Origin of the sequence: Comamonas sp. CMM02, assembly GCF_014851485.1 — a bacterium.
Classification (GTDB): domain Bacteria; phylum Pseudomonadota; class Gammaproteobacteria; order Burkholderiales; family Burkholderiaceae_C; genus Comamonas; species Comamonas avium.
In genome coordinates this window covers 655,637-676,581 of the sequence record NZ_JACUZW010000001.1, presented here as the reverse complement: position 1 = coordinate 676,581, position 20,945 = coordinate 655,637, and the positions used below count along the sequence as shown (strand labels likewise).

At 60.2% G+C, this 20,945-nt stretch carries 21 protein-coding genes; 10 read left to right on the top strand and 11 right to left on the bottom strand.

Annotated features, from left to right (window positions below; all coding sequences use genetic code 11):
* The first annotated feature begins 49 nt into the window (after positions 1–49).
* The gene (locus IB213_RS03075; RefSeq protein WP_192405355.1) at positions 50–1,090 is read left to right on the top strand and encodes a patatin-like phospholipase family protein; all 1,041 of its coding nucleotides are present in this window, start codon (positions 50–52) and stop codon (positions 1,088–1,090) included.
* A gap of 126 nt (positions 1,091–1,216) precedes the next feature.
* Here the strand turns inward: IB213_RS03075 and IB213_RS03070 are convergent, their stop codons facing one another.
* The 3 genes from IB213_RS03070 to IB213_RS03060 form a co-directional block, all read right to left on the bottom strand.
* Positions 1,217–2,605, bottom strand: a complete 1,389-nt coding sequence (locus IB213_RS03070; protein ID WP_192405354.1) for an MATE family efflux transporter — start codon at positions 2,603–2,605, stop codon at positions 1,217–1,219.
* Positions 2,602–3,099: a MarR family winged helix-turn-helix transcriptional regulator gene (locus tag IB213_RS03065; protein WP_192405353.1), complete on the bottom strand. Its 498-nt coding sequence runs from the start codon at positions 3,097–3,099 to the stop codon at positions 2,602–2,604. Before IB213_RS03065 ends, IB213_RS03070 begins: the two co-directional genes overlap by 4 nt.
* Before the next feature lie 319 nt (positions 3,100–3,418).
* Positions 3,419–3,868, bottom strand: a complete 450-nt coding sequence (locus tag IB213_RS03060) for a thioesterase family protein (RefSeq protein ID WP_191723396.1) — start codon at positions 3,866–3,868, stop codon at positions 3,419–3,421.
* A gap of 255 nt (positions 3,869–4,123) precedes the next feature.
* Between IB213_RS03060 and IB213_RS03055 the strand changes: the two genes are divergently transcribed.
* From IB213_RS03055 to IB213_RS03035, 5 genes are all read left to right on the top strand, one after another.
* Positions 4,124–5,152: an ABC transporter substrate-binding protein gene (locus IB213_RS03055; protein ID WP_192405352.1), complete on the top strand. Its 1,029-nt coding sequence runs from the start codon at positions 4,124–4,126 to the stop codon at positions 5,150–5,152.
* 59 nt (positions 5,153–5,211) lie between these two features.
* Positions 5,212–6,039, top strand: coding sequence for an ABC transporter ATP-binding protein (locus IB213_RS03050; RefSeq protein ID WP_191723394.1), 828 nt, complete (start codon positions 5,212–5,214; stop codon positions 6,037–6,039).
* Between the two features lie 17 nt (positions 6,040–6,056).
* Entirely contained in the window at positions 6,057–6,833 is a 777-nt protein-coding gene (locus IB213_RS03045; RefSeq protein ID WP_192405351.1) for an ABC transporter permease, read from the top strand.
* 398 nt (positions 6,834–7,231) lie between these two features.
* A complete protein-coding gene (locus IB213_RS03040) occupies positions 7,232–7,804 on the top strand; it encodes a nucleoside deaminase (RefSeq protein ID WP_225560934.1) in 573 nt (190 codons plus the stop codon).
* Between the two features lie 114 nt (positions 7,805–7,918).
* The gene (locus IB213_RS03035) at positions 7,919–8,749 is read left to right on the top strand and encodes an urease accessory protein UreD (RefSeq protein WP_192405350.1); all 831 of its coding nucleotides are present in this window, start codon (positions 7,919–7,921) and stop codon (positions 8,747–8,749) included.
* Positions 8,750–8,783: 34 nt separating this feature from the next.
* On the opposite strand, the gene IB213_RS03030 is transcribed toward IB213_RS03035, so the two are convergent.
* The 3 genes from IB213_RS03030 to IB213_RS03020 are packed head-to-tail and all read right to left on the bottom strand — an operon-like array spanning position 8,784 to position 11,658.
* Entirely contained in the window at positions 8,784–9,230 is a 447-nt protein-coding gene (locus IB213_RS03030; RefSeq protein ID WP_191723391.1) for a carboxymuconolactone decarboxylase family protein, read from the bottom strand.
* Positions 9,227–10,621, bottom strand: a complete 1,395-nt coding sequence (locus tag IB213_RS03025) for a lyase family protein (RefSeq protein ID WP_225560933.1) — start codon at positions 10,619–10,621, stop codon at positions 9,227–9,229. The genes IB213_RS03030 and IB213_RS03025 overlap by 4 nt, the downstream gene beginning before the upstream one ends.
* Positions 10,622–10,644: 23 nt before the next feature.
* Positions 10,645–11,658 carry a tripartite tricarboxylate transporter substrate binding protein gene (locus IB213_RS03020; RefSeq protein ID WP_225214134.1) on the bottom strand — a complete coding sequence of 338 codons (1,014 nt, stop codon included), beginning with the start codon at positions 11,656–11,658 and terminating at the stop codon, positions 10,645–10,647.
* Between the two features lie 103 nt (positions 11,659–11,761).
* Here IB213_RS03020 and IB213_RS03015 point away from each other — a divergent pair, with 103 nt between their 5' ends.
* The 4 genes from IB213_RS03015 to IB213_RS03000 all read left to right on the top strand — a co-directional run bounded on the left by IB213_RS03015 (position 11,762) and on the right by IB213_RS03000 (position 14,759).
* A complete protein-coding gene (locus IB213_RS03015) occupies positions 11,762–12,649 on the top strand; it encodes a LysR family transcriptional regulator (protein ID WP_192405349.1) in 888 nt (295 codons plus the stop codon).
* A 237-nt stretch (positions 12,650–12,886) separates the two neighbouring features.
* A complete protein-coding gene (locus tag IB213_RS03010; protein WP_191723389.1) occupies positions 12,887–13,258 on the top strand; it encodes an Hsp20/alpha crystallin family protein in 372 nt (123 codons plus the stop codon).
* Positions 13,259–13,405: 147 nt separating this feature from the next.
* Positions 13,406–14,266 (top strand): M48 family metallopeptidase, encoded by an 861-nt coding sequence (locus tag IB213_RS03005; RefSeq protein WP_225214133.1) that lies wholly within the window; start codon positions 13,406–13,408, stop codon positions 14,264–14,266.
* A gap of 238 nt (positions 14,267–14,504) precedes the next feature.
* A complete protein-coding gene (locus IB213_RS03000) occupies positions 14,505–14,759 on the top strand; it encodes a DUF333 domain-containing protein (RefSeq protein ID WP_191723388.1) in 255 nt (84 codons plus the stop codon).
* A gap of 76 nt (positions 14,760–14,835) precedes the next feature.
* On the opposite strand, the gene urtE is transcribed toward IB213_RS03000, so the two are convergent.
* The 5 genes from urtE to urtA form a co-directional block, all read right to left on the bottom strand.
* Positions 14,836–15,528 carry an urea ABC transporter ATP-binding subunit UrtE gene (urtE, locus tag IB213_RS02995; protein ID WP_191723387.1) on the bottom strand — a complete coding sequence of 231 codons (693 nt, stop codon included), beginning with the start codon at positions 15,526–15,528 and terminating at the stop codon, positions 14,836–14,838.
* A 172-nt stretch (positions 15,529–15,700) separates the two neighbouring features.
* Positions 15,701–16,573 (bottom strand): urea ABC transporter ATP-binding protein UrtD, encoded by an 873-nt coding sequence (urtD, locus tag IB213_RS02990; protein WP_192405348.1) that lies wholly within the window; start codon positions 16,571–16,573, stop codon positions 15,701–15,703.
* Entirely contained in the window at positions 16,570–17,721 is a 1,152-nt protein-coding gene (urtC, locus tag IB213_RS02985) for an urea ABC transporter permease subunit UrtC (RefSeq protein ID WP_192405347.1), read from the bottom strand. The genes urtD and urtC overlap by 4 nt, the downstream gene beginning before the upstream one ends.
* Positions 17,722–17,852: 131 nt before the next feature.
* Positions 17,853–19,457 (bottom strand): urea ABC transporter permease subunit UrtB, encoded by a 1,605-nt coding sequence (gene urtB, locus IB213_RS02980; protein WP_370551146.1) that lies wholly within the window; start codon positions 19,455–19,457, stop codon positions 17,853–17,855.
* Between the two features lie 138 nt (positions 19,458–19,595).
* Entirely contained in the window at positions 19,596–20,867 is a 1,272-nt protein-coding gene (gene urtA, locus IB213_RS02975; RefSeq protein WP_191723384.1) for an urea ABC transporter substrate-binding protein, read from the bottom strand.
* Between the last annotated feature and the right edge of the window lie 78 nt (positions 20,868–20,945).

Sequence of the window (20,945 nt, the reverse complement as noted above, 5' to 3'; positions counted from 1 at the left end):
TTCGGGCACCTCTATACTGGATTGTTCTGTTGCTCCCGAGATTGAAGGCATGCGTTTGAAAGCCTTGCTGCGCCCTGTCGCATGCGTTTGTTTACTCAGTTTGGCCGCCTGTGGCAGCACGGTGCCCCGCACAAGTACCAGCGCGGCCAACGCCAGCACTACATCTATACCTACTGCCGATGCCCCAGTGCGCATCGGCATTGCACTGGGTGGCGGAGCCGCCAAGGGCTTTGCGCACATTGGCGTGATCAAGATGCTGGAAGCCAACGGCCTGGCTCCTGACATGGTGGCGGGCACCAGCGCAGGCAGCGTGGTGGGGGCCCTGTATGCCAGCGGCATGGATGCCTTTGACATGCAGCAAAAGGCCGTGGCTCTGGATGAAGCCAGCATTCGCGACCTGCAGTGGTCGGCAGGTGGCCTGGTCAAAGGGCAAAAACTCCAAGACTATGTAAATACGCAGGTGCAGAACCTGCCGCTGGAAAAACTGCCCAAACCCTTTGTGGCGGTTGCTACGCGGCTGGAAGATGGCAAGCGCATCGTGTTTGCGCGCGGCAATACGGGGCAGGCAGTGCGTGCTTCCAGCAGTATTCCGGGTGTGTTCGAGCCTGTACGCATTGGCAAACAGCACTATGTGGATGGCGGCATTGCCAGCCCCGTGCCCGTAGATGCCGTGCGCGAGCTGGGCGCTGATCTGGTGATTGCCGTCGACATTTCTGAAAAGCCGCGCGATAAAACGCCCGCCAATCTGCTGGGCACCATGGGGCAGTCGATTGCCATCATGGGTCAGCGGCTGGGGCAGGCTGAACTGGCCCGTGCCGACGTGACCGTGCGCCCCCAGGTGCTGGACATCGGGCCTTCTGACTTTACGCAGCGCGCCCAAGCCATTGTGGAAGGCGAAAAGGCCGTCATGGCCGTGATGCCGCAAATCCGCGAGAAAGTGGCGCGCATTCAGGCAGAGCGTTTGAAAGCAGCACAACTGGCCCAGCAGCAGACGGCGCAAGATCGCTTGCAGACCTGTTTGAAGCAGCGCAGCAGCCTTGAAAAAATGGCGGGCATGGCCGGTTTGAAAAATGCCTGCGCCAATCCCTGAAAAAGCATTTATCTAAAAAAAAGAGCTACCAGCGCTTGAGTAGCAAGGTTTTCCATATGTTTTATATTGGAAAACACCATCTCATAAGCGCTAGCAGCTCTTATTTTTAGCTCTTATTTTTATTACTCAGTTGCGCTGCCAAGGTGTGCGCCACACGACCCACGCTGTGCACACTCCGTACAGCGCCATGGCAACCGCCACCAAGATGAACAGCGCATGCACACTGGCTGCGCCACCCAGCATCAACCAGGCGCCACCGGCCATGACCACCGCCAGGCGCACGGTCCCCGCCAGCACGGGCCCACGCACATAGCCTGCGCCCAGCGAGGCAAAGTACAGCACCAGCCCCATGCCAAACAGCCCAAACACCGGGCCTACGGTGCGCAGATACAGGTTGGCATAGGCAAGCACCTGGGCATCTTGCGTAAAGATGCCTGACCATGCGCTGGGCCAGATCAGCACCAGCAAGCCCAGCACCGCCAAAATGGCAGCGGCCAGCCAGCCCCCCATCCACGCCACGCTGCGTGCACGCTGCACCTGCCCTGCGCCCATGGCCATTCCTACCATGGGCACGGCGGCCACCCCCACGCCAAAGGCAATCGGAATGAGCAAAAACTCCAGCCGCTGGCCAATGCCATAGCCTGCCAGGGCTTGCGGCCCCAGCCGTGCCACCATGCCGGTAAAGATCAATGCCGCCAGCGAGGTTTGAACAGGCGAGATGCAGGCGAACGCACCCACGCGCAAGATATCTTTGAACATGGGCCACGACAGCGCCGCACCATGGCCACGCAGCTGCAGCTTGTCTTGCCCACGCAGCAAATACCACAGCAGCAGCAGCACCGCCAGCGCCATGGCCACGATATTGCCCAGCGCCACACCCTGCATGCCCCAGCGTGGAAACGGCCCCAGCCCAAGGCCCAGCCCCCCGCCTATGGCGATTTGCACCATCGACACCCCAAACAAAATGGCCGATGGCAGTTTCATATTGCCTGTGCCCCGCACTACCGATGCCAGCGTATTGCACAGCCACACCAGCACCGCACCGCTGAACAGCACACTGCCAAACTCTGTAGCCGCTTGCAGCACCTGCCCCTGCCCGCCCAGCCAGCGGTAAAACACCGCACCGCACAGCACAAACAGCAGCGAATAAAGCACCCCCACCACGCCCCCGATCACGATGGCATGCACAGCCAGCGCAGAGGCTTTGTTTTTGTCTCCACCACCCAGAGCCCGGCTGATGGCAGAGGACACCCCACTGCCCATGGCACCATTGCTCATCATTTGCGTGAGCATGGCCAGCGGAAACACCAGCGCCATGGCAGCCAGCGCTGTGGTGCCCAGACGGCCCACGTAATACGTCTCTGCCACGGCCACCAGTACAGCCATGCCCATGGCCACCATATTGGGCACTGACAGCCGCAGCAGGGTCGGAAAGATGGCACCGCGCAGCAAGGGGTGGCTGGATGCGGGCAGCGCCGCACCCGAAGAAGCAGCCACAGGCGCAACCGTGCTCATGCGGCCTCCGGCACGGTTGCAAGGCGCGGCAGCAGCTGGTGCACCAGTTGCTCCAGCGTGGCAATCTGATCGGTGCCGCACATCTGCCGCACCTGCACTTGCGCCTGCTTCCACAGCCCCAGGGCCTGGCGAAAAGCAGCCTCACCCTGCACGGTGACCACCACGCAGCGACTGCGCGCATCTGATCCCGCTTGCAGTGCAATCAGGCCAGCCTGCTCCAGCGTGCGCAGATTGCGCGTCATGGTGGTGCGGTCGGTGTTGAGCACCGCCGCCAGCGCGGTCACGGTCAGGGGAGCCTGACCGCGTCTGGTCCGCGCTTGCGACAGCAGGCTGAACTGCGTGCCCTTGAGCCCGCTGGGCGCAAGCGTGTCGTCATACAGCTGAGAAATCTTGCGCGAAAGACTGCGCACCATAAAGCAGGTGCAGCGCACATCCTGAGGGGGCGCAGCGGCAGGCTCTGCCGCAGTGGGGGGCTTGGGGGCGAGGGTCACCATGGTCTCCTGCACCCCAACCAATGGGATGCCGAAAATAAGTGTAGATGCACGTATTCATGCCATGTGTCATGTCTGGGACGCGCCGCATCCTGCAGCCGCTCACTCACACCTTGCAGCTAAAAGAAGCGCCCTGTGCGTATCCGCCAAGGTTTTCACACCTTTGTATCTATGAATGCTTGTGCACCAGGAGCCGCAAAGCTCGCCCGGTAAAACTCTGGTTGACGCTCAAGACAGGCGCAAGGCCTCAGCCAGTGCAGGCAGTGCAGACGAACAGCCGGCAAAGCAACGACGCACCCAGCAAGCTATGGCACCACTATTTTTATGCAGCCAATGCCAGCAGTGGCTCCAGCTGGGCCAGGCGCTGCTTGAGCACTTCGGGCACGGCGCACGGGCGCTTGCTTTCGCGGTGTACGCACACCACGCCAATCTTGCCCAGCGTGATCAGCGCGCCACTTTCGGCATCCACCAGCCGGTACGCCAGATCAAAGCCCTTGGCTGCCATGTCCCGCACGGCCATGTGCACTTCCACCATTTGCTGGGGAAAAGCTTCGGCCTTGTACTGCACCGCCTGATCGCCCACAAAAATCTGCACGCCCTCGACATTGTTTTCGCGGTAGCCCAGCCATTCAAAAAACCGAAACCGCGCTGCCGATGCCAGTTGCAGCAACTGCACGTTGTCGGTATGTGCACCAGGATGCAGCGCCTCAGGGCACTGCAACGCAGTGGCAAAAACAAAATCATCAAAGTCTGAAAGCTGAATGCGGGCCATGGCCAAGGTCCAAAAAGGCGCAACGTGCATTGTTGCAATGCAGCATTTTCACCGTATTGCACCCCGACAGCAGTCACCTTGGTGCAAAGCAGCACAGGGGCGCACCAAGCTTGCGCAGATGGCGAAAAACACCATACAAAAACTGCATACAAAAAGCAGGCACAACTTTTGCTCACTGTCGTTACGAAAGTCGCCAACCTTGCACCACACAGCAGGTTGCGGAAATTTCTGACCACCTTGTCACCAGGAGTCCCCATGCAAAAACGCCGCTTCTTGCAAGCAACCGCCGCACTGGCTCTGGCCAGCAGCTTTGGCATTGCCCACGCTCAAAACACGCCCATCAAGTTCCAGCTGGACTGGCGCTTTGAAGGCCCTTCAGCCTTCTTCCTGCAGCCTGTGGCCAAGGGCTACTTCAAGCAAGCGGGCCTGGATGTGAGCGTGGACGCTGGCAATGGCTCTGGCGGCGCGGTGCAGCGCGTGGCCTCGGGTGCCTACGACATGGGCTTTGCCGACATGGCTTCGCTGATGGAGTTTCACGCCAACAACCCTGATGCACCCAACAAGCCCGTGGGCGTCATGGTGGTCTACAACAACACGCCCGCAGCTGTGATGGCACTCAAAAAGAGTGGCATCAAGACTGCCGCCGATCTGAGCGGCAAGAAGCTGGGTGCCCCCGTGTTTGACTCCGGTCGCAAGGCTTTTCCCGTATTTGCCAAGGCCAACAAGATTGCAAACGTGACCTGGACATCGATGGACCCCCCACTGCGTGAAACCATGCTGGTGCGCGGCGACATTGACGCCATCACCGGCTTTACCTTCACCAGCCTGCTCAATCTGGAAGCCCGTGGCGCCAAGGCCAGCGACGTGGTGGTGCTGCAGTACGCCGACCACGGCGTCAAGCACTACGGCAACGTGATCATTGCCAGCCCCAAGCTGATCAAGGAAAACCCCGAAGCCATCAAGCAGTTTCTGGCCGCCTTCTCCAAGGGTGCCAAGGAAGTCATGGCCAACCCCGGTGCATCGATTGAATACGTGAAGGCACGCGACGGCATCGCCAATGCGGCGCTGGAAACACGCCGCCTGCAGCTGGCCATTGACACCGTCGTTGCCAGTGCCGATGCCCGCAAGGAAGGCTTTGGCAAGCTGGAATCGGGCCGCCTGTCGCTGATGGCGTCTGAAGTGTCTGATGCATTTGGCACCAAGACCCGCATCGATCCCGCCGCTGTGTGGAACGCCAGCTTCCTGCCCAGTGCAGCGCAGCTGGACGTTTTCCCGAAGAAGTAAAGCCTCTGTGCAACCCGGCAGCCAGGCCCTGCGCTTGGCTGCCCCACTGATGGAGCCGCATGCAAAGCGCTGCCGAACCCAATTTTGTTGATTTCCGTGATGTCTGGCTGGCCTACAACGATGAGTTGCTGGCCCAGAATCACTTTGCCGTCGAATCGATTGACCTCAAGGTCAAGCAAGGCGAGTTCATCGCCATCGTCGGCCCATCGGGCTGCGGCAAATCGACTTTCATGAAGCTGGCCACAGGCCTGCGCATGCCCTCGATGGGCAAAATTTTGATTGATGGCCAGCCGGTCACCGGCCCGCTGAAGATTTCCGGCATGGCCTTCCAGTCGCCGTCGCTGCTGCCCTGGCGCACCACGGTGGACAACGTGCTGCTGCCACTGGAGATCGTGGAGCCCCACCGCTCCCAGTTCAAGGCTCGCCGCAAAGAATACGTGGAGCGCGCACGCCATCTGCTGCAAAAAGTGGGACTGGGTGGCTACGAAGACAAGTACCCCTGGCAGCTTTCAGGCGGCATGCAGCAGCGCGCCAGCATTTGCCGGGCGCTGATTCACGAGCCCAAGATGCTGCTGCTCGATGAGCCCTTTGGTGCGCTGGATGCCTTCACCCGCGAAGAGCTGTGGTGCATCTTGCGTGACCTGCACGCGGAACAGAAATTCAACGTCATCTTGGTTACCCACGACCTGCGCGAGTCGGTCTTTCTGGCAGACACCGTGTATGTGATGAGCAAAAGCCCCGGCCGCTTCGTGGTGCGCCGTGATATCGACATTGCCCGTCCGCGTGACCTGGAGCTGACGTACACCAAGGAATTCACCGACATCGTGCACGAGTTGCGCGGCCACATCGGTGCCATGCGCAAAGTCGGCGCCGTCATCAACCAATAAGCCGCAGGCCATTGAACATGTACAAGCTCAACAACAAACAGCTGCAGCGCTGGTCGCCCTGGATTTTGCTGCTCGCCGTGATCGTGCTGTGGCAGGTGGTGTGCTCCGCCTTTCAGGTCTCACCTTTCATCTTTCCCAGTCCTGCGCTCATCCTCAAGGACTTCATGGAATACCACAGCGTGATTGCTGGCCACGCCTGGCGCACCTTCTGGGTGACCATGGCAGGCTTTGGCATTGCGATTGTGGTGGGCGTGCTGCTGGGCTTTCTGATTGGCAGCTCACGCCTGGCCTATGCCGCCATTTACCCGCTGATGACCGCTTTCAACGCCTTGCCCAAAGCCGCTTTCGTCCCCATCTTGGTGGTCTGGTTTGGCATTGGGGTAGGCCCGGCCATCTTGACAGCGTTTCTCATCAGTTTTTTCCCCATCACCGTCAACATTGCCACCGGCCTGGCCACGCTGGAGCCTGAGCTGGAAGATGTGCTGCGCGTGCTCGGTGCCAAGCGCTGGGATGTGCTGATCAAAGTGGGCCTGCCCCGCTCGCTGCCTTACTTCTACGGCTCGCTCAAGGTGGCCATTACGCTGGCTTTTGTGGGCACCACCGTCTCAGAGATGACGGCCGCCAACGAAGGTATTGGCTACCTGCTGATCTCGGCCGGCTCATCCATGCAAATGGGTCTGGCCTTTGCCGGCTTGCTGGTCGTGGGTGCCATGGCCATGGCCATGTACGAGCTGTTCAGCTGGGTAGAAAAACGCACCACCGCATGGGCACACCGCAGCTCACACAACCACTGATCGCCCGTTGCTGATGGAGCAACGCTGATCTTCTCTATCCTCGACTTGGGCCTGCCTTGTGCAGGCCTTTTTTTATGCCCTGCGCCCTGCCCATACAGCGCTGCACCATCTCTGTCCAATCTCCATCTGGGTTTTCTCCATCGCATTCAAACGCTGGGTCCTGGATCAAGCGGCGTTGTCAGCCCCTGTTTTTGAATGCAGCGCCGGCCATCAATGCCTCTTCTTTCTCCACCCCACGCGCCAGCTCACATCAACTTACAAATCACCCATCCTCTGACCTACAAATTCCCACCCGCTTTGGCACGGCCTGTGCATTGAAGCTTGCCATCAACGAACGCACGCTGTACCACCCGGTCAGCGTGTTGTGGCCCCACCCAGCATGCAGGAAAGGCCCGCCCATGCAAGCCCATTTCTTTCAGTCCAACACCCATTCCAACCAGATGCCCCCCGAAGACGAGCAGCCGCTCAGCAACTTCGACGCGCACTGGCTACGGCAATCTTTTGTCTGGGCCAACGCAGCGCGCATACGGGGCAATCGCCCCTTCGGCGCCATCATCGTGACGGCGGACGGGCGCATCCTGGCCGAGGCCTTCAGCAACACTCAGGAAACAGGTGACAGCACAGGCCACGCAGAAATGAATGCCGTGCGCCAGATTGGCACAGCACGCCTGCCTGCCGACGTCATTGCCGCAGCCACGCTGTACTCCAGCGCAGAGCCCTGCGCCATGTGCGCCAGCGCCATTTGCTCAGCAGGTGTGCGCCGTGTGGTGTATGGGCTGGACTGGCAGCGCTTGCAGCACATCCGGCCAGACCTGCGACCCATTCACCTCAGTTGCCACGATATTTTTGCCAGCGCCACCGAGCCTGTGGAATGCGCTGGCCCCTGTCTGGTGGACGAAGCCCTGGCCGTGTATGAGGACAGCTGGCTGTCCGCTGCCGATAACGCCAGCTCCAGCAACACGGATCTGTAAGCGCAGCACTTGCCCCTTGAAAAGCGGCTGGCACCACCCCGCAAACTGCAGCCTTTTTTACTGCATCACGCCCCAGCTTGGTGCATTGGGCGCATTTCTTGCTTGTCTGAGCGCATGGCCTGGCTTGCTCAACTTGATCTCAACTACTCCCTCAGTGCAGGGCGCTCGCGCGTGCACTTCCGCCACGATGGGCCCTTGCGTGTACTGCGCAGCCTCTACCCCGAGGGAGACGCGGTGTGCCACAACGTGCTGGTGCACCCGCCTGGCGGTCTGGTCAGCGGCGACACGCTGGACATTACGGTGCAAGTGGGCAGCCATGCCCATGCGCTGGTCACCACGCCCGGTGCCACCCGTTTTTACAAATCCAGTGGCGAACCTGCTACCCAGCGCACCCACCTCAGGCTGCAGGCCGGGGCGCGGCTGGAATGGCTGCCGCTGGAAGCACTGGCCTACAACGCCTGCGATGCCCACAACCTGCTGCACATGGATGTGGCCGAAGGCGCTGAACTGATGGCCTGGGACATCACCGCCTTTGGCCTGCCCCACGCCAGCGAGCCCTTTGTGCAAGGCCGTTTTACCCAGCACATGCAGTGGCCAGGCCACTGGCTGGAGCACGGCACCGTGCGTGCCGATGATGCCTACCTGATGGACAGCCCCCTGGGGCTGGCTGGCCAGCGCTGCATGGGCAGCATGCTGCTGGCCTGCGGCACTGCCTTGACGCGCACACAGCGCGAGCACTTGCTGGACGCCACACGCGCCGTACTGGATGCACACCCCCAGGGCCAGTGGTGCGGCGTTACCGCACCCAACGCGCACATGCTGGTACTGCGTGGCCTGGCACCAGTGGTGGAACCCTTGATGCAACTGTGGCAACAAGTGCGCGTGTGCTGGCGCCAAGAGCACTGGCAACTGCCGGGGACGGCGCCACGCATCTGGTCAATGTAAGCGACTGCACAGGCAGACGGCCTGTGGCGAACACTCAGGGTGCCGGGAAAAAACTGCTTTTCTCGGGCTCGCGCCCCAGCTCGCGCAGCACTTTCAGCGTGATCGCCATGCCGGTATTGCCTGCAGGCACTCCGGCGTACACGGCGGTTTGCAGCAGCACTTCCTTGATCGTTTCAAGGTCCAGCGGCGCTGCATCGGCCTGCTGGGGGTTGGCCATCAAGCCGGTGCGAATATGCAGTTCAAACTCTTCCCAGCGCCCCATGGCAGCCGTTGTGGCCAGCACCATGATGCGGCGTGTTCTGCGATCCAGACCGGGGCGGCTCCAGATGCTGTCCCAGGCGTAAGACGTAATCAGACGCTGAAACTCGACATTGAGCGCGTTGGCGTTGCTGACCGATTGCTCAACCCAGGCATCGCCCAAAACCTGGCGACGATTGCGCAGCCCTTGCTGCAAACTGTCTAGCGATGGTGCTGTTGTCATGCAATGCTTTCGTTCAGTGGCGCGGGCTGGCCTGCGCTGCTCATCTGTGTCAGTAATTCATGGCAGCGCAAGGCAGAGGCCTGCGCCGCAGCCTGGACATCTGCCGCTGCATGCAGCTGGGCATGCAGTGCCTGGCTGACAGCATGTCCCTGCGCTTTGAGGTAAGCCACCAGCAATGCGGGCAAAGGCTGGCCTTGCTGCAAAGCCTGCTGCGCGCACAGTGCCACAGCGGCCTGCGCCTCGGCTTTGCCCAGCAAGGGCAAGATCACCTGCGCCAGCTGCTCGGAAAACACCACTCCCTGCAAACTGTCGATATGCGCCTGCATGCGCGGTGCATGCACCTGCATGCCCTGCGCAGCCGCACACAAAGCAGCCGCAGCTGCATGCACATGCGTCCATAGCTGTGCCCAGTGCACCACTTCGGCCTGCCACTCACCCAGTGCACGTTCGTGCGCCTGGTCCATGCACGCCAGCAAGGTAGCCGCCAGTTGCGGCACGGCCTTGGTTTGTGCCAGGGCCTGCAGGCAATGCACGGGGTTGCGCTTGTGCGGCATGGCACTGGAGGTGATGCCACGCGCAGCCTCACACAGCTCACCGACTTCATACTGCGCATGCAAGGCCCAGTCCTTGGCCAGTTTGGCCAGGCTTCCACCGCACACCGCCACTTCCATGCCCAGACGCATCCAGTCATCGCGCTGGGTATGCCAGCTGTAGCCGCAGGCCTTCAGCCCCAGGCGGCGTGCCAATGCCTGCTCCACACGCATGGCATCGCCACCCAGCGCAGCGCTATTGCCCACAGCCCCGCCCAGCTGCACACACAGCGCCTGTGCGGCCAGCCGCTGCAACTGCGCGCTGCTGCGCCCCAAAGCCGCTGCGGTTTGTGCGCACTTCAAGCCAAAACTGGTGATTTGCGCGGGCTGCAGCAAACTGCGTCCCAGCACTGGCGTGGCTGCATGCTCGTGGGCCATGTGCAGCAATGACTGCTGCAACCCCTTTAATTGCCGCTGCAAAGCCTCAAGGGCATGGACCGTCAGCATGGCATTGGCGGTGTCCACCACATCCTGGGTGGTGGTGCCCCAATGCAGCCAGGGCAGCCCTTCGGGGGCATGGCGCTGCAGCCATTGCTGCAAAGGGGCAACCACCGCCATGCCCAGCGCCCCGGTTTGGCGCGCCTGCGCAGCCAGCGACTCTGGATGCAGCGCAACTGATGCACAGGCCTGAGCAATGGCCTGTGCTGCCGCCTGCGGAACCAGACCACATTCGGCCTGTGCCATGGCAAGCTGTGCTTCAAAACGCAGCATGGCATCTATCCACTGCCTGTCACTGAACAGCTCCACCTGCGGCAGCGGATTCAGATAGGCACTCATTAAAGAAGACGATGCAAAAACCATGGCTGCGCTTGTTATGCTGAAATTTATACCGATGCACCCGATGCTTTGATCACGGCATCCCATTTACGGGTTTCTTCCTGAATTTTCTTGGCATACGCCGTGGAATCACCCAGCAAAGGCACGGCCCCCTCCACCCCCAGTTTGGACTGGAAAGCAGACTGCGCAGCCACCTGCAAAATCTCATCGCTGAGTTTTTTGACCGTACTGGCAGCAGCGCCCTTGGGTGCCAGCACGCCATAGGTGAGCGTGCTCTCAAACTTGGCCAGCGCCTCCACACCTGATTCAGCCACGGTGGGTACATCGGGCAGTTGTCCATGGCGCTGCAGACTGGTCACTGCCAGTGCGCGCAGCTTGCCAGACTTGACCAGCGCCTGTGCCGCAGGAATCACACTGAAGCTGAAGTCCACCAGGCCGCCTGCCACATCGTTGAGAGAAGGGGCCGTTCCCTTGTAAGGCACGTGCGTGGCCTTCACACCCAGCATAAATGCCAGCATTTCACCTGCCAGATGTCCGCCAGAGCCCGAACCGCTGGAGGCATAGTTCATCGCCTCGCCCTTTTCACGCAAGGCCTTGACCAGCTCGGCCACGTTGCGCACGGGAGAGCTGGCGGGCACCACCAGCAGCAAGGCCGACGAAGCGAACATGGCCACAGGCTGCAAATCGGTGGTGGGGTTGAATTTCAGGCCCTTGTAGAGGGCGGGGTTGATCGACACCGTGCCGGTATGGCCGAGCAGATAGGTCTCACTTTGAGGGCTGGCGCGCACCACCATTTCAGTGCCCAGATTGCCACCAGCGCCGGGCTTGTTTTCCACAATCATGTTGTAGCCAAATGCCTCAGACAGGCCATGTGAAAGCTGGCGCGCAAACACGTCATTGCCGCCACCCGGCGCGAAAGGTACGACCAGACGTCCGCTGGCACTGCTGCGCCCCTGCGACCATGCAGGCAGCACCGCACACGCTGCCATACCTGCAGCAGACTGCAGCCACTGGCGGCGTTTCATCATTGCACCCAGGCTCTGGGGTTGAGGCTTGTTCATGCTTGTCTCCTTGTTGTGCCTATCCATTAGCCTGCAGTTTCGATGTTCCCACCCGAGAAACCAACTGGCCTACACTTTCATCATTTTTAAGAAAATGTGTTGAATGGAAACCTCATACATCTACAATTTTTTGAAAGTAGTGGACTGCGGATCCATGTCCGAAGCGGCCCGGCAACTGCACCTCAGCCCCGCAGCCATTGCACAGCAAATGCGGGTTCTGGAAGGAGAGATGGGTTGCGTCCTGCTGGTGCGCCAGGGGCGCAATGTACGCCCCAATGGAGCCGGCCAGCGCTTGTATGAAAAGGGGCAGCGCCTCCTGGTGAACCTGCACGAGCTACGCGATCACGTGGTGTCTGAAGAAGATACCGGCGTGCTGCGTCTGGGCAGTGTCAATACGGCACTGCACGGTTTTTTGCCCGACATGCTGCGCCGCTTTACACACACCCACCCCCGCGTACGCGTGCATATCCGCACCGGACTGACGCCTGAGCTGTACAGCGCGCTGCTGCAAACCGAGCTGGATGCCGCCTTGTGCCTCAAACCCGCATTTGATCTGCCCAAATCCGTGCTCTGGCACGGCCTGCGCCATGAACCTTTGGTGGTGCTGGCACCGGCAGCACTGGCACACCGCGACCCTCTGGAGTTATTGCGTACGCAGCCGCTGGTGCGCTATGAGCGGCGCCTGGGCGGCGGCAAACTGGCCGATGATTACCTGAAGGCGGTAGGCATCACTCCCCAGGAACGGTTTGAGATCAGCTCCGTACTGGCCATTGCCATGCTTGTCGAGCAAGGGCTGGGGGTTGGCCTGGTGCCTGACATTGGCCATGCGCTCACCCGGGGCAAGTCCATACGGGCACTGGCACTTGCGCACACCGCCTCACGCGAAGCCAGCGGCCGCGAAGTGGGCCTGCTGTGGATGCGAGCGTCTGCCCACAGCCGCTGGATTCAGCAATTTCTGCAGTGCGCCAGTGACACCCCCGACCCAGCCTGATGGCGGACCCTGCCCTGCTTGCCCAAAGCCTGCCTGAGGCCACGATCGCAGCATTCACCGCAATGACCTGCCCCTGCCCATGTACCGCCAATGCGTGCGCAATAAAGACAGTTGGCAGTTTTTCAAGTGTTTTAGACAAAATTTATTCTTGAAAAAATTCTCTTGAAAAATCGCTGGGCGATGACATGTAGGGAGCATCCAGGCGCAGACAGCGCCCTTTACACAAGGAGTTTGAGCATGTTTCTCGCTACACCAATCATCCGTAACGTCACCCGTCCCGATGAAGCGCTGCAACGCTTTTTGAAAGCCGCCACGCACGCGTCCAAGCAGCTCAATGCAGACTTTCAGGTCAGCCACAGCGACGAAGCGACCGTGCTGTCGGTGGACGTACCAGGCTTGAGCCGCGAACAACTGCAATTGCGTATTGAAGAAAACATGGTGCATTTGAGCAGCGTAGAAGATGCGCCCCGCCAGGTACGCCGCAGCTGGGAGTTGCCGCACAAGATTGATGCTGCAGCCTCTAGCGCAAAACTGGAGCTGGGTGTGCTGACGCTGACATTGCAGCGCCTTCAGCCTGTCGATAAGACAGTGACGCTGAATATCCAGTAATCCTCTTTCATCCATCGCTTCAAGCCGTATTGCATGCCGTGCAATACGGCTTTTTCACGTCCCGGCGCTGGCTGGCCGCACATTTGTGGCAAGACCACGCCTGTGATTCAATTGCGTTTGATTTTTTGTTTCTGGTAGGGACGCATCTTGAAGAACTTAAACATGGCTTTTGAAATGGCTCCCCGCTGGCTGCTGCGCATTGGCAGTGCTTTGCTGACTGCAGCGGTTTTGCAAGGCTGTGCCAGCACCACCAATTCGGGGGCTATCGGGCTGCAACGCAGCCAGCTGATGCTTGTCTCCAGTGACACCATCAACGCGCAAGCGGCCAAGGGCTTTCAGCAGCTGACCGCAGACGCTCAGGCCAAGAAAAAACTCAACACCGATGCGGCCATGACGCAGCGCGTGCGCAGGATTGGCAATGACTTGATTGCCCATGTCGGCGTGTTCCGCCCTGACGCCAAAAACTGGGCCTGGGAAATCAATGTGTTTGAGTCCGATGCCATCAACGCCTTCTGCGCTCCGGGCGGCAAGATCGGGGTGTATACCGGCATCGTGCAAAAGCTCAAGCTCACCGACGATGAGCTGGCCGCCATCATGGGCCACGAGATTGCGCACGCATTGCGCGAGCATTCGCGCGAACAAGCTTCGCAAAAAACGCTCTCCAGCCTGATTACCAGCACCGTCGCTGCCGCCACCGGCATGCCCGGCGAGATCATGGATGCCGGCTCGCAAATGCTGGTGCACCTGCCCAACTCACGCGCGATGGAGCTGGAGTCCGACATCATTGGACTGGAGCTCATGGCGCGCGCAGGTTATGACCCACGCAACGCATCGTCGGTGTGGAAGAAGATGCAGCAAATCAGCGGCGGCAGCCAGGGCAGCTCTTTTCTCAGCACCCACCCCGCCGGTGCCGACCGCATTGCAGCGCTGGACGCTTATGTCCCCAAGGTCATGCCGCTTTACCAGCAGGCTTTGTCGCAAAGAAAAACCTCCATGCCCCGGCGCTAAGCGCAGCTAACGCCACCCAGCAAATCCTTGATTTGCATTGGAAACGCAGCACGAAGCCACAGTCGGTACAGGCAGCACAGTCAGTACAAGCAGCACAGGCGCTACGACAGGCCAAGCAACGACGTATCAAGGGCGCGGTGTTAAAAGGTCTTCATGCTGACAGGCAGACAAGGCCCTCTGACACGCGCTCGTGTCGGCCTTGCTTTTATGCTGTGCACACCCCACAGCCCATACGCCCATGAAAAAAAGCACAACGTTGGCTGCTACCGCTTTGCTGGTCAGCGCCTGCAGCCATCCACCCGCCCCTTCACCAGCCCCGGCTGGCGCGCCGCCCAAAGTGGGCATGGCCAACCCAGCTTCGGTGTTTTGCATACAGCAGGGCGGCAAGTTGCGCATGGTGAAAACCGCCTTGGGCGAACACGCAATGTGCGTGCTGCCAGACGGCCGCGAGATCGAAGAGTGGGCATTTTTCCGCCAGCACCACACCAACTAAGCACGGTCAGCACAACGAAAATGAATGGCGCAATCCGATGCACGCCGCCACGGCTGTGAGGGCCGCATGAGGCCTGCTAAATTGCCACCAGCTTCTGAATGCCCTTGTCCTGCATCTCAGCGCCCGGCCCGGCGGCAATCACTTCGCCGCGCTCCATCACCACATATGCGTCAGCCAGCTCCTCGGCAAAGTCGTAGTACTGCTCGCACAGCAGCACGGCCATGCCACGCTCTTTGGCCAGCATGCGGACCACACGGCCAATGTCTTTGATGATGCTGGGCTGAATGCCTTCGGTGGGCTCATCCAGAATCAGCAGCCCCGGCGCGGGGGCCAGCGCACGGGCAATGGCCAGTTGCTGCTGCTGGCCACCAGAGAGGTCACCACCACGGCGATGCAGCATTTGCTTCAATACAGGAAACAGCTCGTACAGATCTGGTGGAATGGGTGTGCTGCCACTTTGATAGGCCAGCCCCATGCGCAGGTTTTCCTCCACCGTCAGGCGGCCAAAAATCTCCCGGCCCTGGGGCACAAAGCCGATGCCTCGGCGCGCACGCTCATACGGTGTGAGTTTGTGGATGGGCTGCCCCTTCCATTCGATGGCGCCACTCTTGATGGGCACCAGCCCCATCAGGCTTTTGAGCAGCGTGGTCTTGCCCACACCGTTGCGCCCCAGCAAGACAGTGACTTTGCCCGGCTGCGCCGTCACACTCACTCCCCGCAAGATGTGCGAGCCACTGTAGTACTGGTGCAGGTTGTCGACTTTGAGCATTTCTGGTCTCCAGCGCAGCTAGAGCCTGCGCAAACAGCCCCCATGGCTGCGCTTGTTTCAATATTAATAGCTGCTATCGCTTATGCACGTTAGTTTTCAGAATGAAAAATATCTGAAACTGTTTACGTACAAGCGATAGCAGCTACCTTATTTACAGGAAAAGCCCTTTGGCCTACCTGCCCAGATACACCTCAATCACGCGTTCGTCCGCCTGCACCTGTGCCAGCGTGCCTTCAGCCAGCACGCTGCCCTCGCACAGCACGGTTACTTTTTCGCTGATGGTGTTGATGAAGGACATGTCGTGCTCCACCACCATCAGCGAGTGCTTGCCTTTGAGGCGCAGAAACAGCTCCGCCGTGCGCGCGGTTTCGTCATCGGTCATGCCCGCCACGGGCTCGTCCAGCAGCAGCAATTTGGGGTCTTGCATCAGCAGCATGCCAATCTCCAGCCACTGCTTTTGTCCGTGCGACAGCTCACCCGCCATGCGGTTCACACTGCCCGCCAGATGGATGGTGTGCAGCACCTGTGCCAGCCGGTCGCCTTGTTCGCTGCTGAGCTTGAAGAACATCGAGTGTTTGACGCCCTTGTGCGTTTTCAGGGCAAGCTCCAGGTTTTCAAACACCGTCAGCTGCTCAAACACCGTGGGTTTCTGGAACTTGCGGCCAATGCCCAGCTGCGCAATTTGCGGCTCGTTATGGCGCAGCAAATCGATGGTGGAGCCAAAGAACACCGTGCCCTTCTGGGGCCGTGTCTTGCCGGTGATGATGTCCATCATGGTGGTTTTGCCCGCACCATTGGGGCCAATGATGCAACGCAGCTCGCCCGGGGCAATGTCCAGGTTCAGACCGTTGATGGCCTTGAAACCATCAAAGCTGACATGCACGTCTTCCAGATACAAGATGCGCCCGTGGGTGACATCGACTTCACCCGGGGTTGCAATGCGCGCCATGCTGGCGCTGCGCCCACCGGATTCGGTGTTTTGCGCAGCCTTCACAGCGGCGGTGCGCATGCGGGTTGCGCCCGCTTCCAGCAGATCCGGGGTCATGCCACACCTGCCTTCTTGTTGCTTTGCAGCTTGCTGCGCAGCTTGCGCACCACACCCACGATGCCGTGGGGCATGAACAGCGTCACCACAATGAACAGGCCACCCAGAAAGTAGAGCCAGAACTCGGGCGCGGCCACGGTCAGCCAGCTCTTGGCGCCGTTGACGGCAAAGGCCCCCACAATCGGCCCCACCAATGTGCCCCGCCCTCCCACCGCCGTCCACACTGCAATCTCGATCGAGCTGGCTGCCGACATTTCCACCGGGTTGATGATGCCCACCTGCGGCACATACAGCGCCCCCGCTACGCCGCACATCATGGCGCTGATCACCCAGATGGTCAGCTTGTAGGGCAGCGGCGAGTAGCCCGAGAACATGACACGCGTTTCCGCATCGCGCACGGCCTGCAGTACCCGGCCAAACTTGCTGCGCACCAGCCAGCGCGCCAGCAGAAAAAAGCCCAGCAATGTGCAGCCCGTAATGACAAACAGCGCCATGCGCATTTCTTGCGTAGCCAGTGGCATGCCCAGAATGCGCTTGAAATCGGTAAAGCCGTTGTTGCCGCCAAAGCCCGTCTCATTGCGAAAGAACAGCAGCATGGCCGCATACGTCAGGGCCTGCGTGATGATCGAAAAGTACACCCCCTTGATGCGAGAGCGAAAGGCAAACCAGCCAAACACAAAGGCCACCACACCCGGCACCGCAAAGATCAGAATGAAGGTGGCCAAAAAACTGTCTGACAGGGCCCAGAACCAGGGCAGCTCTTTCCACGCCAGAAACACCATAAAGGCTGGCAGCTCATCAGCCCCGGCAGACTGGCGGCTCAGGTACATGCCCATCACGTAGCCACCTAAAGCAAAGAACAGCCCGTGCCCCAGACTCAGGATGCCGGTGTAGCCCCAGATCAGGTCCATGGCCAGCGCACAGATGGCGTAGCACATGATCTTGCCCAGCAGGCGCACCGCGTAGTCCGAAAGGTGAAACACGCTGCCTTCGGCCACCCACAGATTGAGCACCGGTGCCAGCGCGCACACCACGATCAGCGCCACCATGAAGGCGGACCAGCCGGCCTTGGTGAGCAAGGGTTTGCGGCCGGGCAATGTCAAGACTGGCACAAACACATTCGATTTCAACGTTGTTGAAGCATTCATAACTGTGATCCTTCGCAGGGCTTAGGAGAACGCCCGTTTTCGCCAGAGACAGCGAGCCAGGGCCGCCCCGCAGCGAGGCTGTCGCCCCCCTTGAGGGGGAAGGCGCGTAAGCGGCTCAGGGGGTGTTTCATCTAGGCCTCTGCACTGCGCCCCTTCATCGCAAAAATGCCTTGGGGGCGCTTTTGGATGAAAGCAATGATGAACACCAGCACCGCAATCTTGGCCAGCACCGCACCGGTCCAGCCTTCCAGGAACTTGTTGAGAATGCCCAGCCCCAGAGCGGCGTAGACCGTGCCCGCCAGCTGGCCAACCCCGCCCAGCACCACCACCATGAACGCATCCACGATGTAGCTCTGGCCCAGGTCAGGTCCAACGTTGCCCACCTGGCTCAAGGCGCAGCCGGCCAGACCGGCAATGCCACTGCCCAGCGCAAACGCCATGGTGTCTACCCGCGCGGTATTTACCCCCATGCACGACGCAATCGGGCGGTTTTGCGTGACACCCCGCACAAACAGGCCCAGGCGTGTTCTGGCAATGATGTAGGCCACCCCAGCCAGCACGGCGAAGGCAAAAACAATCAGGATCAAGCGGTTGAGCGGCAGCGTGAGGTTGGGCAGCACCTGCCAGCCGCCACTCATCCACACCGGGTTTTCTACGGCCACGTTTTGCGCACCAAAAAAGGTACGCACCAGCTGCATCAGCACCAGCGATATACCCCATGTGGCCAGAAGTGTCTCCAGCGGGCGGCCATACAAGAACCGCAGCACACCACGCTCCATGATGGCCCCGACCAGAGCCGCCGCCATGAACGATGCAGGCACAGCAGCCAGCAAGTACCAGTCAAAAAACTCTGGCACATAGGTGCGAAAAACGCCTTGCACCACATAAGTGGCATAGGCACCAATCATCATCAGCTCGCCATGGGCCATGTTGATGACGCCCATCAGCCCATAGGTAATGGCCAGGCCCAGCGCCACCAGCAGCAAGATGGAGCCCAGACTGATGCCGGTAAAGGCCACGCCCAGACGCTCGCCCCAGGCCAGCTTGTCATTGACTTCTGCCAGCGCGCGCTTGAGTGCCACCTGCACTTTCTCGTCTTGCTCCTGGGTCAGCTGTTCACTGAGCAGCAGGCGTGTGGCAGGCGTTGCCCGCTGGGCCAGCAAGGCGGCGGCAGCCGTGCGTTCAGCAGCGTTGCTGCTGCCCAGCAAGGCCGCAGAGCGGGCCATTTCCAGCTCTGCCTTGACGGCCTCGCTGCTTTCTTTGGCCAGCGCCCTGTCCAGCATAGGCAGGCGCTGCGGCGTTGCGCCCTGGAGCATGGCCCTGGCCGCACTCAGGCGTTCGCTGTCATTGCCCACAAACAAATTCAGCGCTGCCTGTGCGTTGCCAATTTCACGGCGCATGCGGTTGTTGGTGCTGGCGTCGTCCACACCTTCGGGCAGTTCTGTGGCCTTGCCTGTCACCGGATCCAGTGCTTGATCACCGCGCACAATGAAGGCATGGCCTGCACCGTATTGCACTTGCCCATCGCGCAGGGCATTCAAAAAATCGGCCACACGGGTGACATCTCCCGTTGCAACGGCATCTTGCATGGCGGCAATGCGGCTGTTGTTGTCGCCGTCGGCCATGGCAAAGGCTTGCTCTGCCGTCAGGGCATGGGCGGGTGCCTGGCTCAGCGCCATGGCAGCCACAACGGCCCCCAGCCATGGCCTGAGTCTGTGCAAAAGGAGGAAAAACATAAGCGATCCAATCGGCCAGCGGCCCGCCTCAGCAAGGGCGGGCCCCTGAAAAGAAACCGGGTTGCACAACGCGCATCCCTGCTCGCTGAAATGGCAGCCTCTGGAGGCACACCTCGCGTCTGCCATTTCAGCGCTGCGTCACTTCTTTTCTGGTTCGTCCTTTTTCTTGTCGTTGCCTTCAATGAAGGGGCTCCAGGGCTGGGCTTTGACGGGCGCCTTGGTTTTCCACACCACGTTGAACTGGCCATCGGCCTTGATTTCGCCAATCAGCACAGGTTTGTGCAGGTGGTGGTTCTTGGCATCCATGGTCAGCGTAAAGCCGCTCGGTGCCTTGAAGGTCTGGCCCGCCATGGCTGCAATGACTTTGTTCACCTCCAGCGACTTGGCTTTTTCAACCGCCTGCTTCCACATGTGGATGCCTACGTAGGTGGCTTCCATGGGGTCGTTGGTCAAAGGTTTGGTGGATTGACCGGGCAACTTCTTGGCCTTGGCGTAGGCACTCCACTGCTTGATCCACGCTTCGTTGGTGGGGTTCTTGACGCTCATGAAGTAATTCCACGAAGCCAGATGGCCCACCAGCGGTTTGGGGTCCAGGCCACGCAGCTCTTCTTCACCCACAGAGAAAGCCACCACGGGCACGTCGGTCGCCTTGATGCCTGCGTTACCCAGTTCCTTGTAGAAAGGCACGTTGGAGTCGCCATTGATGGTGGAGATCACGGCAGTCTTGCCACCGGCTGCAAACTTCTTGATGTCTGCCACGATGGTCTGGTAGTCGCTATGCCCGAACGGGGTGTAGCTTTCCATGATGTCCTTGTCTGCCACACCCTTGGATTTGAGGAAGGCGCGCAAAATTTTATTGGCCGTGCGGGGATACACATAGTCGGTCCCCAGCAGCACCCAGCGCTTGGCCGAACCACCGTCTTCACCCATCAGGTACTCCACCGCAGGAATGGCCTGCTGGTTGGGTGCCGCGCCGGTGTAGAACACGTTCTTGCTCAGCTCTTCGCCTTCGTACTGCACTGGGTAAAACAGCAGCGCATTGCTTTCTTCATACACCGGCAGCACCGACTTGCGGCACACCGAAGTCCAGCAACCAAAGGTGACTGCCACCTTGTCCTGACTGATCAACTGTTTGGCTTGCTCCGCCGCCAGCGGCCAGTTGGAGGCCGTATCAATCACCACGGGCTCCAGCTTCTTGCCCAGCACACCGCCCTTGGCGTTGATGTCTTCAATCGTCATCAGCGCCATGTCCTTGAGCGCGGTCTCCGAAATCGCCATCGTGCCCGACAGCGCATGCAGCACCCCCACCTTGATGGTGTCCGCAGCCTGGGCGGACAAACCCGCAAAACCAAATCCGGCAACCGCTGCGCTGGCAGCCAGGGTTTTCAAAGTGAAACGACGCTGGTTCATGGAAAGTGCTCCTCAAAGGGCTGGTTGATGGGTTCCACTGGTACACACCAGCGGTCTCAATGCCCCCTTTGCAAGCCA